The 14826-nt window shown below is 58.7% G+C and carries 11 protein-coding genes; 8 read left to right on the top strand and 3 right to left on the bottom strand.

Translation table 11 applies throughout. The features are described 5' to 3' along the window. Window positions 1-159: 159 nt before the first annotated feature. From JFU47_RS04835 to JFU47_RS04815, 5 genes are all read left to right on the top strand, one after another. Window positions 160-3651: a response regulator gene (locus JFU47_RS04835; protein ID WP_201181447.1), complete on the top strand. Its 3492-nt coding sequence runs from the start codon at window positions 160-162 to the stop codon at window positions 3649-3651. Continuing rightward, window positions 3651-4484, top strand: a complete 834-nt coding sequence (locus tag JFU47_RS04830) for a CheR family methyltransferase (protein ID WP_201181444.1) — start codon at window positions 3651-3653, stop codon at window positions 4482-4484. The genes JFU47_RS04835 and JFU47_RS04830 overlap by 1 nt, the downstream gene beginning before the upstream one ends. Beyond that, complete coding sequence (locus JFU47_RS04825) at window positions 4481-5074, top strand: chemotaxis protein CheB (protein ID WP_140683944.1); 594 nt, start codon at window positions 4481-4483, stop codon at window positions 5072-5074. Before JFU47_RS04830 ends, JFU47_RS04825 begins: the two co-directional genes overlap by 4 nt. Next, entirely contained in the window at window positions 5068-6249 is a 1182-nt protein-coding gene (locus JFU47_RS04820) for a hybrid sensor histidine kinase/response regulator (protein WP_201181442.1), read from the top strand. Before JFU47_RS04825 ends, JFU47_RS04820 begins: the two co-directional genes overlap by 7 nt. 77 nt (window positions 6250-6326) lie before the next feature. Continuing rightward, window positions 6327-6704 carry a response regulator gene (locus tag JFU47_RS04815; RefSeq protein WP_008146959.1) on the top strand — a complete coding sequence of 126 codons (378 nt, stop codon included), beginning with the start codon at window positions 6327-6329 and terminating at the stop codon, window positions 6702-6704. Between the two features lie 146 nt (window positions 6705-6850). On the opposite strand, the gene JFU47_RS04810 is transcribed toward JFU47_RS04815, so the two are convergent. The 3 genes from JFU47_RS04810 to JFU47_RS04800 form a co-directional block, all read right to left on the bottom strand. Continuing rightward, window positions 6851-8503, bottom strand: a complete 1653-nt coding sequence (locus JFU47_RS04810) for an ATP-binding protein (protein WP_207202866.1) — start codon at window positions 8501-8503, stop codon at window positions 6851-6853. A 14-nt stretch (window positions 8504-8517) separates the two neighbouring features. Beyond that, window positions 8518-10020, bottom strand: coding sequence for an ATPase domain-containing protein (locus JFU47_RS04805; RefSeq protein WP_201181439.1), 1503 nt, complete (start codon window positions 10018-10020; stop codon window positions 8518-8520). A 115-nt stretch (window positions 10021-10135) separates the two neighbouring features. After that, entirely contained in the window at window positions 10136-11191 is a 1056-nt protein-coding gene (locus JFU47_RS04800) for a tetratricopeptide repeat protein (RefSeq protein ID WP_201181437.1), read from the bottom strand. Between the two features lie 204 nt (window positions 11192-11395). Between JFU47_RS04800 and JFU47_RS04795 the strand changes: the two genes are divergently transcribed. Genes JFU47_RS04795 through JFU47_RS04785 form a run of 3 tightly spaced genes read left to right on the top strand, consistent with a single transcriptional unit; the run spans window position 11396 to window position 14703 of the window. Next, window positions 11396-13543, top strand: a complete 2148-nt coding sequence (locus JFU47_RS04795) for an FUSC family protein (protein ID WP_201181435.1) — start codon at window positions 11396-11398, stop codon at window positions 13541-13543. Further along, window positions 13533-13733: a DUF1656 domain-containing protein gene (locus JFU47_RS04790; protein WP_201181433.1), complete on the top strand. Its 201-nt coding sequence runs from the start codon at window positions 13533-13535 to the stop codon at window positions 13731-13733. Before JFU47_RS04795 ends, JFU47_RS04790 begins: the two co-directional genes overlap by 11 nt. A gap of 4 nt (window positions 13734-13737) precedes the next feature. Continuing rightward, a complete protein-coding gene (locus JFU47_RS04785) occupies window positions 13738-14703 on the top strand; it encodes an HlyD family efflux transporter periplasmic adaptor subunit (RefSeq protein WP_201181431.1) in 966 nt (321 codons plus the stop codon). Window positions 14704-14826 lie beyond the last annotated feature (123 nt).

The raw sequence follows: 14826 nt of genomic DNA, 5'->3' as shown, positions 1-14826 counted from the left end.
AAAAAGAATAGCCGCACAAGTGCTGGCAAGGATAACCGCTCCTTTGCGGTGGAGCAGTGGAATGTAGGATTTTGCGCGAAAAGGTTTCAGAAAAATGGATCAAACCGGCGCTTTTGGGGCAAACTCCTTGGTTTTCAACAGTTCGACAAGGTTTCCCCCATGACCTCCGCGTCTTCGGTTGATGAGCAACGATTTCGTAAACTCCTGAGCCGCAACGTTAGCCTGCCGTTGGGTGTCGGCATACTCAGTGCAGTGTTCTTTGTCTTGCTGATCACTTACCTGCTGTCGGTGATCCAGTGGGTCGAGCACACCGACCGGGTGATCAATAACGCCAATGAATCGATCAAGCTGACTATCGATCTGGAAACCGGTATGCGCGGCTTCCTGCTCACTGGCGACGAGCACTTCCTTGAACCCTACGAAACGGCCAAGCCGCGAATCGCTGTCGCCCTCAATACCTTGCTCGAACTGACTGCGGACAACCCGGTGCAGACCGACCGCCTGCACCGGCTCCAGGCCTTGCAGAATGAGTGGACCACTTACGCGCAGACAATGATCGATTTGCAGCGCGCCAGCGGCGATTACCGCAGCGCGGTCAAGGCCGGGCGCGGCAAGCGGCTGACCGATGAGATCCGCAAGCAATTCGAAGACGTGATCGACATGGAGCAACAGTTGCGCACCACGCGCAACGAGCAAGTGCGCCGCACCACGATCTGGAGCATCAGCCTTTATCTGTTGTTCATCGCCGGGATCAGCGCCTTGCTGGCCTACATTGGCCGTCGGGACTTGCTCAACCTTTCACAAAGTTACAGCGCCAACCTCGCCAAGCAACAGGCCAGCGCCCAGCGTCTGGAACAGCAGGCCTGGCTGCGCAATGGCCAGACCGAACTGGCCGAGCAAGTGCTGGGGCAACTGTCGCTTAACCTGCTGGGGCGCAACATTCTGCAGTTCTGTGCGCAGTACCTGGGCACCGCCGTAGCAGCCATTTATGTCCGTGAAGAGCACGGTGGACTCAAGCGCATTGCCACTTATGGTTTCTCCCGCGAGCAGGAAGCGCGCGAACAACAGATTTACAGCGATGAAGGTATCGTCGGCCAGGTGGCGAACCAGGCTCGCTTGATTCGTCTCGATGACGTACCGAGCGATTACTTCAAAGTCAGCTCCGGCCTGGGCGAAGGCCTGCCGCATAGCGTGCTGGTCGTGCCGACCAGTGACGATGATAGGGTCAACGGTGTGATCGAACTGGGCTTCCTGCGCCCGCTGACGGACCGCGATGTCGAATTGCTTGAACTGATTGCCGGCAACATTGGCACGTCCATCGAGGCTGCTCGCTATCGCCACCGTCTGCAGGAAGTGCTGGCCGAAACCCAGCAGCTCAATGAAGAGCTGCAAGTCCAGCAGGAAGAACTCAAGACCGCCAACGAAGAGCTGGAAGAGCAGTCGCGGATTCTCAAGGAATCTCAGGCGCATCTGGAGACCCAGCAGGTCGAGCTTGAACAAACCAATGAGCAGCTCGCCGAACAGGCGCAGATCCTGGCCGAGCAGCGCGACGCCTTGGACCTGAAGAACACCGAGCTCAATCAGGCCCAGACCCAGCTCGAAGAACGCGCCGAAGAGTTGCAGCGCTCGAGCAAGTACAAGTCTGAATTCCTTGCCAACATGTCCCACGAGTTGCGCACGCCGCTGAACAGCTCGCTGATCCTGGCCAAGTTGCTGGCGGAAAACCCTCAGGAAAACCTCAGCGCCGAGCAGGTCAAGTTTGCCGAGTCAATCTACTCTGCCGGCAATGATTTGCTTAACTTGATCAACGACATTCTCGACATTTCCAAGGTCGAGGCCGGCAAGCTTGAGATGCGACCGGAGAACACCAGCGTCGCGCGTCTGGTGGATGGCTTGCGCGGGATCTTCCAGCCCTTGGCGACTGACAAGAAACTGGATTTCCAGGTCGAGGTGCAGGCCGGTGCGCCGATGATGATCTTCACCGACCGCCAGCGTCTGGAGCAGGTGATCAAGAACCTGCTGTCCAATGCGGTGAAATTCACCGAGAAAGGCACGGTCAGCCTGACGGTCGCCAGCCAGCCAGGCGACGGTATCGCCTTTATCATTCGCGATTCGGGGATTGGCATTGCCGCGGATCAGCAGGAAAGCATTTTCGAAGCCTTCCGCCAGGCCGATGGCACCACCAATCGCCGTTACGGCGGAACCGGCCTGGGCTTGTCGATTTCCCGTGATCTGGCGGCCTTGCTCGGCGGTTCCATCAGTGTCACCAGCGAGCCGGGGCAGGGCAGTGTGTTCACCCTGGTTTTACCGCAGCAATACGTTGAACCAGGCGAAGAGCCTGTCGAACCGATGAGAGCCACGCCAGTCGCCATTACACCGAGAGTGACGACCGCCCCGCTGGTGCCGTTGATTGCCGAAGTCGATATTCCGCGTTTCGACGACGATCGCACCAAGGTGCCATTCGCCACTCGCTGCATTCTGGTGGTAGAAGACGAACCCAACTTCGCCAATATCCTTTACGACCTGGCGCATGAACTGGGTTATCAGTGCCTGGTGGCGCACGGGGCGGACGAGGGTTACGACCTGGCCAGGGAGTTCATCCCGGACGCCATTCTGCTGGACATGCGTCTGCCGGATCATTCCGGGCTGACCGTGTTGCAACGTCTGAAAGAGCACGCTGGAACCCGGCACATTCCGGTTCATGTGATCTCCGTCGAAGACCGGGTAGAAGCCGCGATGCACATGGGCGCGATTGGTTACGCGGTCAAACCGACCACCCGCGAAGAGCTGAAGGACGTGTTTGCCCGACTTGAAGCCAAGCTGACCCAGAAGGTCAAACGCGTGCTTCTGGTCGAAGACGACGATGTGCAGCGCGACAGCATTGCCCGATTGATCGGCGATGATGACATTGAAATCACTGCCGTTGGCCTGGCGCAGGATGCGCTGGATCTGCTGCGCACGACGATTTTCGACTGCATGATCATCGACCTGAAGCTGCCGGACATGCTCGGCAACGACCTGCTCAAGCGCATGTCCACGGAAGATATCTGCTCGTTCCCGCCAGTGATCGTCTACACCGGGCGCAACCTGACCCGGGACGAAGAGGCCGAGCTGCGCAAGTATTCGCGCTCGATCATCATCAAGGGCGCGCGCTCGCCAGAGCGTTTGCTGGATGAGGTGACACTCTTTTTGCACAAAGTCGAATCCAGGTTGTCCCATGAACGCCAGAGGATGCTCAAGACCGCGCGCAGTCGCGACAAGGTTTTCGAGGGTCGCAAAGTGCTGCTGGTGGACGACGATGTACGCAATATCTTCGCCCTCACCAGTGCCCTGGAGCAAAAGGGGGCAGTCGTGGTCATCGGCCGGAACGGCCGTGAAGCGATTGAAAGACTGAATGAAGTCGAGGACATCGATCTGGTGTTGATGGACGTGATGATGCCGGAGATGGACGGTTACGAAGCCACTATCGAGATCCGCAAGGACCCGCGCTGGCGCAAGCTGCCGATCATTGCGGTGACGGCCAAGGCCATGAAGGACGATCAGGAGCGCTGCTTGCAAGCCGGTTCCAATGATTACCTGGCCAAGCCCATCGACCTGGATCGCCTGTTCTCGTTGATTCGCGTGTGGTTACCGAAAATGGAACGCATTTAGTGGAACGCAATTTTTCAGTGGAGCGAAATAGCGAAATCGAAATTCGCTTGTTGATCGAAGCGATCTACCTCAAATACAGCTATGACTTTCGCGACTACTCCGGCGCTTCGATCAAGCGCCGGGTCAATCACGCGTTGAGCCAGTTCGAGTGCACGACCATTTCAGCGTTGCAGGAAAAGGTCCTGCACGACCCGACGGCGTTCATGCAGTTGCTGCAACTGCTGACGATCCCGGTCAGCGAAATGTTCCGCGACCCTTCGCATTTCCTGGCGATCCGCAAGGAAGTGGTGCCGCTGCTCAAGACTTACCCCTCGATCAAGATCTGGATCGCCGGTTGCAGCACCGGTGAAGAGGTCTATTCGATGGCCATTCTGCTGCGCGAAGAAGGCTTGCTCGATCGCACCATCATCTACGCCACCGACATCAATCCGCGCTCGCTGGACAAGGCCAAGCAAGGGATTTTCTCCATGGAGAATGTCCGCGCCTACACTCATAACTACCAGCAGGCAGGTGGCCAGCGTTCGTTCGCCGACTACTACACGGCGGCCTACGGTTACGCCATTTTCGACAAAACGCTGTGTGAGAACGTGACCTTCGCCGATCACAGTCTGGCGACTGACAGTGTCTTTTCAGAAACTCAATTAATTTCGTGTCGTAATGTTTTGATTTACTTCAATAAAAAGCTTCAGGATCGTGCTTTCGGTTTGTTCCATGAATCCCTTTGTCATCGAGGATTTCTGGTGCTGGGCAGCAAGGAAACCCTGGATTTTTCGGCGTACGGCAACCAGTTCGAACCGTTGGTCAAACAAGAACGGATTTACCGCAAATCATGAACAGTGCAGCGGATTTGCCTTCTATAGAGGCTATCGTGATCGGCGCCTCGGCCGGCGGTGTGGAGGCGTTGCTGAATATCCTCAGCCCATTGCGAGAAGGCTTCAAACTGCCGATCATCGTGGTTTTGCATTTGCCGGACGAACGTCGCAGTCTTCTGGCCGAGGTGTTCGCACGGCGAGTAGCCATGCCTGTACTGGAAGCACGCGACAAGACGCTGGTTCAAGCGGGAACGCTGTATTTCGCGACTCCGGGTTATCACTTGTCGGTGGAGCAGGACCGCAGTTTTTCCTTGAGCCTGGAAGCCCGCGTGAATTATTCGCGACCGGCCATCGACTACCTGTTCGAGTCGGCCGCCGATGCCTACGGTTGCGCCCTGGCCGCGGTGTTGTTGACCGGCGCCAACCGTGATGGCGCCCGCGGCCTGGCCCAGGTCAAGCGCCGTGGTGGCATGACCATCGTTCAGGACCCGGACGAAGCCCAGGTCGCGACCATGCCTCAGGCGGCGCTTGATATACACCAGCCGGACCATATTCTCCCTATTCGCGGCATCGGCCGTCTGCTTGTCGAGCTGGAACGAATCGCATGCTAAGTACTATCCAGGCCAAATTGCTGATCGTCGACGATCTACCGGAGAACTTGTTGGCGCTCGAAGCGTTGATCAGGCGCGAAGACCGTATCGTCTACAAAGCCTTGTCCGCCGACGAAGCCTTGTCGCTGTTGCTGCAACACGAGTTCGCCATGGCCATTCTCGACGTGCAGATGCCCGGCATGAACGGCTTCGAACTGGCCGAGCTGATGCGCGGCACGGAAAAGACCAAGAACATTCCGATCGTGTTCGTCAGTGCGGCCGGTCGTGAGCTGAACTACGCGTTCAAGGGCTATGAAAGCGGCGCGGTGGACTTCCTCTACAAGCCGCTGGATATCCACGCGGTCAAGAGCAAGGTCAACGTGTTTGTCGAACTGTATCGCCAACGCAAGGCGATGAAACAGCAGGTCGAAGAGCTGGAGCAGAGTCGCCGTGAGCAGGAAGCGCTACTCAAGCAGTTACAGAGTACCCAGCTGGAACTGGAGCAAGCGGTGCGCATGCGCGATGACTTCATGTCCATCGTTGCCCATGAAGTCCGCACGCCGCTCAATGGCCTGATCCTCGAAACACAGTTGCGCAAGATGCACCTGGCCCGGGACAACGCTGCGGCGTTCACCCTGGACAAAATGCACGCGATGGTCGATCGCGACGAGCGGCAGATCAAAAGCCTGATCCGACTGATCGAAGACATGCTGGATGTGTCGCGCATTCGCACCGGCAAGTTGTCGATCCGAACAACGCGCTTTGATCTGTCGGCGCTGGTTCGCGGTTTGTTGCAGAACTTTGCACCGCAGATCGATGCTGCCGAGTCCTCGGTCACCCTGGAGGCCGAGCAACCGGTGGTGGGCAGCTGGGACGAATTTCGTATTGAGCAGGTGATTTCCAATCTGCTGACCAATGCTTTGCGCTACGGCGCCAAGAGTCCGATCACCGTTAAGGTGTACAGTGAGAGCGGTCAGGCTCGGGTGGAAGTGCGCGATCTAGGGATTGGCATCAGCGAGGAGAACCAGAGGCGTATTTTTCAGCAGTTCGAACGCGTCACGGCCAAACACGCTGTCGCGGGGTTGGGCCTGGGATTGTTTATTTCCGAGCAGATTGTGGCCGCCCATGGCGGTTCCATTACCGTCGAAAGCCGGATTGGCGAAGGCGCCTTGTTTCGCGTTTGTCTGCCGCTGTAGGAAAATAGCCAGATAAACGCAACCTCTGATCGACCCCACGGTCGTATCAGCAGCTATTGACCGAACAAAGGCTTCCCATGAGTGAAGATGCACAAGACGTCGTATTGATCGTCGAAGATGACCCCTCGATTTTGATGGTGCTGTCGGCCTATCTGTCGGGTGAGGGCTACCGGGTGCTGCAGGCCGAAAACGGCGAGCAGGCCTTCGAAATTCTGTCGAGCAAGCCTCACCTAGATATGATGATCACCGATTTCCGTCTGCCGGGCGGGATCTCTGGTGTCCAGATCGCCGAACCTGCGGTGAAGCTGCGACCGGAACTCAAAGTGATCTTTATCAGCGGTTATCCGCAGGAGATCCGCGAGACGGACAGCCCGATCACCCGTAAAGCACCGATTCTGGCCAAGCCGTTTGATCTGGATGTACTGCAAGAGCTTATGCAGGAAATGCTCTCCTGAAAGCCACAAGTTCTGTGTAGCAGCTGCCGAAGGCTCGGGCCGCGTTCGGACGTTCGAGGACGAAGTCCTCGCCAAGGGATTGTGTTGCCCCCATAAGCGGCCGCTGCGCGCCCGAACGCAGCCTTCGGCAGCTGCTACAGGGGACGTCAGATCCTGATCATCTCCCGCACCTTCGCCGTCAACAGGTCGAAGGTAAACGGTTTGGTGATCATCTGCATGCCAGGATCAAGGAAGCCACCGCGCACCGCCGCGTGTTCGGCATAGCCGGTGATGAACAACACCTTCAGATCAGGCCGGTATTGCCGGCCGATTTCCGCCAGTTGCCGGCCATTCATGCCGGGCAATCCCACGTCGCTGATCAATAGATCGATACGCTGCCCGGAATCGAGAATCGGCACTGCGCTGTCCGCATCGCCAGCCTCGACGTAGGCATAACCCAGATCACTCAACACCGTACTGACCAACACCCGTACCGCCGGATCGTCCTCGACGATCAGTACCGTTTCGCCATTTTGCGCGAACGGAGCGTGCTGGACGTCCACCGGACTGTCCTGAGGCACGTCACCGGCGAATCGCGGGAGAAACAGACTCACCGTGGTGCCTTTGCCCACTTCACTGTGAATGGCGACGTGGCCGTGTGATTGTTTGCTGAAACCATAAATCATTGACAGTCCAAGGCCTGTGCCTTGGCCGATGGGTTTGGTGGTAAAGAACGGATCAAAGGCCCGGTTGATGATGCTTTGCGGCATCCCACACCCGGTGTCGGTGACGCTCAGCACCACGTAATCACCCGGTTGAAGGTTGCTTTGGGCTTCGGTTAAGCCAATGTCCAGATGCTGATTGCTGGTTTTCACCACCAGTCTGCCGCCATCGGGCATCGCATCCCGAGCATTGATCACCAGATTGAGCAGGGCGCTTTCCAGTTGATTGGGATCGGCCTCGGCCACCCAGAGTTGCTCGTTCAGCTGCATGTCCAGCTGAATGGTTTCGTTGATGCTGCGCTGAAGCAATTCGCCCATGGAGACCACCAGGGTATTCATCTCCACGGGTTTGGAGTCCAGCGACTGACGCCGGGAGAACGCCAGCAGGCGGTGGGTCAGGCCTGCCGCGCGGTTGGCTGAGGTCACGCCCAGGTCGATAAGGCTGTCCAGGTCGTCGGTGCGTCCACGGGCCAGACGTCGGCGCAGCAGCTCCAGGCTGCCGATGATGCCGGTCAGCATGTTGTTGAAGTCGTGGGCAATACCGCCGGTGAGCTGGCCGACCGCTTCCATCTTCTGCGATTGGCGCAGGGCTTCTTCATTGTGTCGCAGCTGGGCGGTGCGTTCCTCGACCTGTTGTTCGAGGGTTTCGAGGGTGTTTTGCAACCGCAGTTCGCTTTGACTCAGATCGATCAGCCGGTCCCTGGCTTCGTACTGTCGTCGACGGCCGCGCAACGCGGTGGTCACCAGGCTGATCAACGTGACAGGGTGAAAAGGACGCTCAAGGAAGGTCACGTTCCCCAGCTGTGGACCGTAGCGCGACGCCGGGTTTTGTTCCGGGCCGCCATGGTAGGTCATCAATACAATCGGAAGGTCCGACCAGGCCGGTTGTTGCTCGATCAGATCGAGCAGCGGTTCAAGATCACCGCCCAACAAAGCCTCGGAAGAGATCAGCAGCAATCCTGCCCCTTGCTGCAGTTCGCTGCACAACGCCACCAGGTCCCGCGTAATCACCCCGTCGTAACCCGCTTCATTGAGCATCATCAACGCAATCTGGCTGTCGCGACCCAGCGGCGCGAGAATGATCGCGCGCTCGGACATCGCTTCCTGGGCAATCACGGGCTTTCTTCCTCAAGCAAGGGGGTGCTGGCACCCAGATAGGTCGGGACGCCGCGCAATACACCTTGAAATGCATCCAGCGGTTCACCAATGGTCATGCCCTGAGCGCTGATGCGGTACTCACGAATGGTTGACTCATGGCTGCCCGTGCGTTTCTTGATGATCGAGATTGCCCGGCGCACCTTGCCCACTGCCTCGAAGTAGCGCAGCAGAATGACTGTATCGGCCAGATAAGTGATGTCCACGGGGGCCTGCATGTCACCGACCAGTCCATGCTGGGCGACGGTCATGAAGGTCGCAGCCCCCTGGCGATTGAGGTACAGCAGCAACTCGTGCATGTGCAGTACCAGCGCGTTCTCCTCGGGCATCGCCGCTTGATAGCCGTTGATGCTGTCGATCACCACGGTCTTGATATTGCCCTCATCGACACAGCGACGAACCCGGTAGGAAAACTCTCCGGGAGACAACTCGGCCGCGTCCACTTGCTCGATCAGCAGGTTGCCGGTGTCTTGCAGCGCCTTGAGGTCGATGCCGATGTTCTTCATGCGCTCGAACAGCAACCCGAGCTCTTCATCGAAAATGAACAGCGCGGCTTTTTCGCCACGGGCCACGGCGGCAGCGGCGAAGATCATCGAGATCAGCGATTTGCCGGTACCGGCCGGGCCGAGGATCAACGTGCTGGACCCGGTCTCGATCCCGCCACCGAGCAAGGCGTCCATAGCCTTGATGCCGCTGGACAGTTGCTGACGGATATAGCGACCGCGATGCTCGGCGGCCACCAGGCGCGGAAACACATGAACGCCATCGCCCATGATGGTGAAGTCGTGAAAACCGCCTCGGTACTTCTGGCCACGGTATTTCACCACACGGATCCGCCGACGCTCTGCGCCATAGTTGGGGGTCAGCTCCTCAAGGCGAATGACGCCGTGGGCCACACTGTGCACGGTTTTGTCGAGGGATTCGGTGGTCAGGTCGTCCAGCAACACTACCGTGGCGTCATAGCGCACGAAGTAATGTTTGATCGCGAGGATCTGGCGACGGTAGCGCAATGAGCTTTGGGCCAGCAGACGGATCTCGGAAAGACTGTCGAGCACCACGCGGGTCGGCTTTACCCGTTCGACCACTTCGAAAATCTGCTTGGTGGCTTCGCCCAGTTCAAGGTCCGAGGAATATAACAAGCTCTGCTGATGCTCGGCATTGAGCAGGCTTTCCGGGGGCGTCAGCTCGAAGATGTGGATGTTCTCATCCAGTTCCCAGCCGTGGGACAACGCTCCCTGTCGCAACTCTCGCTCGGTTTCCGACAGCGTGATGTACAACGAGCGCTCGCCGGCTCGGGCGCCGGCCAACAGGAAATGCAAAGCGACGGTGGTTTTGCCAGTACCGGGTTCACCCTCCAGTAAAAACACATGCCCGCGGGACAATCCACCGGCCAGGATGTCATCCAGACCTTCGATGCCGGTGGCGGCTTTTGCACTGATCAACTCGTTAGATGTAGACAAAAAATGCCCTCTCTTGACTAGGGGAACGAGGCAGCAGGCCGTAAGTGCCTGAATGGACTGCCTGTTCTCTTGACCCTTGGCCGAGACGACGAGTTCAACGAAATTTTTACTGTTGTTAAAGCCCTTGCTGCAAGGCAGGGTCGTCGGGATTGAGTTGTTCAAGTTGCGCCAACAGAATCTGTACGTTCTGCAACTGGCCGCTTTCTTTCCAGTAGTTGATCAACAATACCCGGGCTCTTCGGTCAGCCGGGTGGCGCTGGACGATCTCCTGCAACTGTTTCTGCGCCGCTTCCAGCTCCTGCTCATCGTGAAGTGTGGTGGCCAGGTCGTAGCGGTAATCCTTGTTGTCCGGCTCCAGCTCCACGGCTTTGGAAAGGCCGAGCAGGGCGAACTCACTTTGCCCGTGATGCAGCAGCCAGAGTCCCAGGGCATGTTGCAGGTAGGCCGAGTCGGGCTGAGCCTTCAGCTGCTTGGCCAACAGTTGCCGGGCAGCATCGTTTTGGCCCAGGCGATCCAGCACGTCGATTTGCATCACCAGCGCGGGCAGGTTGCCGGGCGCAAGACGCAAAGTGTTCTCCAACGCCTGCTGCGCCTGTTTCAATTCGGCGTTGTGCAGATGCAGTCGAGCGAGTTGATATTGGTTGTCGGCGCTTTCCGGTTGACTCTTCAGGTCCTGTTCCCAGGCATCGATGGCTTGCTCCAGAGGCCCAAAGTACAAACCGAGATCGTCCGGCGATAGCCCCAGCAAGGCGTTCACGGCGGTATAGCGAACGCGCTGTTCGCTGTCATCGAGCAACGGGCCCAGCAGCAGGCTGCGCTGACCGTTGGGCACCAGACCGCTGATGCTTTTGATCGCCGCGATGCGCACGTCTGGCGATTCATGCTGCAAGTCCGCATCCGCCAGTTTCAGGGCCACGGAGCTGGGGTAGTTGGGCAGTTCGGCATGCAGCCAGACGCGGCGTTTGGCCGATATATCAGAGCGGCCCAGTTGCTGGTAGAGGACCCGCGCCGCGCCCGGTTGGCCTGCGCGAGCCTGGTTCAGCGCTTCGCTGTAGCCGCGCTTGATCGCCTCCGGCACGGCAGGGGTTGTACTGCGCAGGAAAAGCCAGGCAACGCCGATGGCAAACAGGACGCAGAGGCTGATGAGCAGGAAGCGGCGGGACTGGGGCATGCAGGAATCCGGGAGCTGGCAAGCTGTTGCAAAGCTGCCAGCTTCGGTCAGGCAAGGCTGTGAGTCAAACCCAGAGTCAGTTCAATTCGTTAGTCAGTCAATTCGAGGCAGGCTGGCCTTTCAATGATTTTGCCTACAGGTTGCGTCGACATTGAAACCCATCGAGGCGCCGTAGCAGTGACTACGCTTGCTGGAGATGACTCGATGAGCGCTCCCATGCAACCGCTGCTTCAGTACTTCAAAGCGATACTCAACCCCGGGCCCGGAGTGGCGTTGTTCGCCCTGCGGACTATCACGGCCGGGCTGCTGACGTTGTATCTGGCGTTCCTGTTCGACCTTGAGCAGCCCAAGTGGTCGATCATGGCGGTGGTCATCGTCAGCCAGCCATTGGGCGGCATGGCCCTGGCCCGGAGTTTCGGCCAGGTCATCGGCACCACGCTCGGGGCGGTCGTGGCAGTGTTGATCATGGCGATATTTCCCCAGGCGCCCCTGCCTTTCATCCTCACCCTGGCCTTGTGGCTGGCGCTGTGTACCGCCGGCGGCACCTTGTTGCGCTACACCAGTTCCCAGGCGTTTGTTTTGAGCGGGTACACGGCGGTGGTCGTGGCACTGCTGGCGGTGCCCGATCAGGACGGCACGTTCCTTCTCGCCGTCACCCGCGTGACCGAGACGCTATTGGCGGTGGCTTGCGTGTGCGTGGTCAGCCTGCTCACCGCGCGACCGGAAGCTGTGGCCCGGGATTACTTCACCAAGATCGATCAGGTCATCAAGCTGCTCGCGACCCACGCTGCTGCCGTCATTCGAACCGAGGAAAGCGAGGCCGATTTCCATCGGCGGCAGATGCAACTGCTCGGCGCGATCAGCGCCCTGGAAGGCGTAAGGCGGCATTTGTATTTCGATGCACCCCGGTTGCGCAGCGCCAATGGTTTGGTGCAATTGCTGGGCAATCAGCTGGTGCTGCTGACCTCGCGGCTGACGGCGCTACGCCACCAGCGGCAACTGCTGGCCGAGCGCTGGAAAGGAGCGTTGCCTGAAGAGATACAACGTTTGCGTGGCGAAGAACTGGCGTTTCTCGATGAATTGGCCCTGCAAGGGCGCTCACTGTCGACCGAAGCGCGGCACCATTTTGTGGCGCTGCAACAGCGTTTCGATGATCAAGCCTATAAGGCAGAACAACTGACGGAGACGATGCCTGCCACGCTGCGTTCACTGGCCTGGGCACTGCGCTGGGAGCAGGCTCGGATGCTGGAGCAACTGGGGCAGATTCTGGAACTGAGCGATGCGATCCAGGAAGGCCGTGAAGCCAGTTGCGTGTTCCGCGGCCAGGACAATCCGCTCCATCTGGATTTCACGTTGGCGGCAATGAACGCGATCCGCGCATTTACCGCGTTGCTGGTGGCCGGTCTGATCTGGATCGAGACCGGTTGGGACGGGGCGCGTGGCGGGATGATCGTGGCGGGGATTCTCTGTTCGCTGATGGCGACTTTTCCCCGACCGTTGCTGGCCAGCCAAAGCTTTGCCAGGGGGCTGGGTCTGGCTTTGGTGGTATCGGCGCTGTATCTGTTCCTGCTGATTCCGATGATCAGTGACTTCGAGTTGCTCGCCTTGTTGTTAACCCCATTGCTATATGCCGTCGCGGTGGGGTTGTCCAGTCCGCCAACCACGGGCACAGGCATTGGTCTTGGACTAACGACAATGCTGTTGTTGGGCCCGCAAAACACGGAAATCGGCCAAAACAGTGCCATTCAGTGGTTCGAGTTTGCCGGTTCCTATATCTGCGCAGCCGCGCTGGCGCTCAGTGTCTACGCCTTGATCTTCCCATTCAGGCCCGTTTTGCGAATACGCCGGCTGTTCAATGAAAACTGTGAGCAGGTCTACGCTTTGCTGAAGACACCGGCCACCGATGAGCAGCAATTTGCGTTTGAAAGCCGCATGGTCGATCGCCTGACCATGATGTTGGGATTGTTGCCGGCTACCAACGACAAGCAATCCAGCGAGCTGTTCGAAGTCAGTCTCGGGTGCATGGCACTGGGTGTGGCGTTGAACCAGCTCAGGCAACAGGGGCAAAGCAACACGCTGCTCAGTACTGAACAGCAAAACCGTTTGCTCGCTGCTGTCCGTCAGACAGGACGATTGATCGCAGGGCGGCCCGGAATTGACCTTGAGCAGCTACTAGGAGACTTGCGTGTCTTGGGCGATGAAATGGACGACCTCCATCTAGACGTTCATGAACACCTGTGGTCGGTCTTCAGGATGCGCGTGGCGCTGTTGATCGTGGTGTCGTTTCTGGAGCGACATCGCAAACACTTTCAACCCGCAGAAACGGAAGGAGTGCAGGCCCTTGCCCATTGATTTTGAATTGGGTGGCGTCTACTTGCCGCCGATTGCCCAGGCGTTACTGTTGGCGCTACCGATTTACCTGTTGCTGGACTGGGTCTTGCGCCGCGTTGGCGTGCTGCGGTTCGTCTGGCATGAAGCCTTGTTCGAAGGTGCGCTGTACGCCTGCGTTTGCGCAACGCTGATTCTGGTGATGGGAGCTTGATGCTTTGAAGAAGATCCTTGCCCGACTTGCGACGGTGGCGGTGGTGTTGCTGGCCTTTGTTCTCGGCTGGTTTGCCTGGGAACATTACACTCGCGCTCCCTGGACCCGCGATGCACGGGTGCGTGCCGACGTGGTGACTTTGTCCGCCGATGTCTCGGGGCGCATCGTTGGGCTGGGCGTGCAGGACAACCAGCATGTGGAGAAAGGCCAGTTGCTGCTGGAGATCGACCCGGCGCGCTATGTCCTGGCAGTTGAGCATGCCAAGCGCTCGGTGGAAGTGGCGAAAGCCACCCTTGGTCAGTCCGAGGCAACGATTGTCGCCAGTGAAGCGCTGCTTCATCAGCGTCAGAGTGAAGAGCGCCGACGGCGCACGCTCAAGCAGCGGCTCGCCATTTCTGGCGAAGAATGGGAAAAGTCCAGTACGGAAGTGGCGGTGGCGCAGGCCGAGTTGCTGCGCAACCAGGCCAACCTCGGTTTGGCCCAGGCCAACGTGCAATTGGCCATCGCCGCATTGACCCAGGCCGAACTGGACTTGCAACGCACGCGGGTCGAAGCGCCCGTCAGTGGTTACGTCACCAACCTGTTGACCCGTCAGGGTGACTATGCCGCGGCCGGTGGCGCGCTGTTGGCGCTGGTGGACAGCGACTCGTTTTATGTCAGCGGCTACTTTGAAGAAACCAAGCTGCCGCGAATCGAGGAGGGCGACCGGGTCAGGATCGAATTGATGAGCGGCGAAACCTTCGGCGGCACGGTGCAAAGCATTGCCTTCGCCATTTCCGACCGGGAGAACCTGCCCGGCGGTCGCCTGCTGGCCAACATCAACCCCAGTTACACCTGGGTCAAACTGGCGCAGCGGGTGCCGGTGCGGATACAGATCGACGCCGATTACGCGGCCAAAAACCGACTGCGTGCCGGGACTACAGCCACCGTAACCATCATGGAAACCCGCGAGACTCAAGAACACCGCTAACCCCTTGTGGGAGCGGCGGTGCGGCGATCCCACAAGGGGATATGCGTTGAACTCGGGATCGGCAAAAAAAAGCCCCGCGACCGAATGAGGCGCAGGGCAAAGGAATTGGTTGGTTGCGGCCAA

Origin of the sequence: Pseudomonas sp. TH39(2020) (assembly GCF_016650715.1) — a bacterium.
Classification (GTDB): domain Bacteria; phylum Pseudomonadota; class Gammaproteobacteria; order Pseudomonadales; family Pseudomonadaceae; genus Aquipseudomonas; species Aquipseudomonas mandelii_C.
Note: the sequence above shows the minus strand (reverse complement) of the source record. Positions and strands in the feature narration are given on the sequence as shown.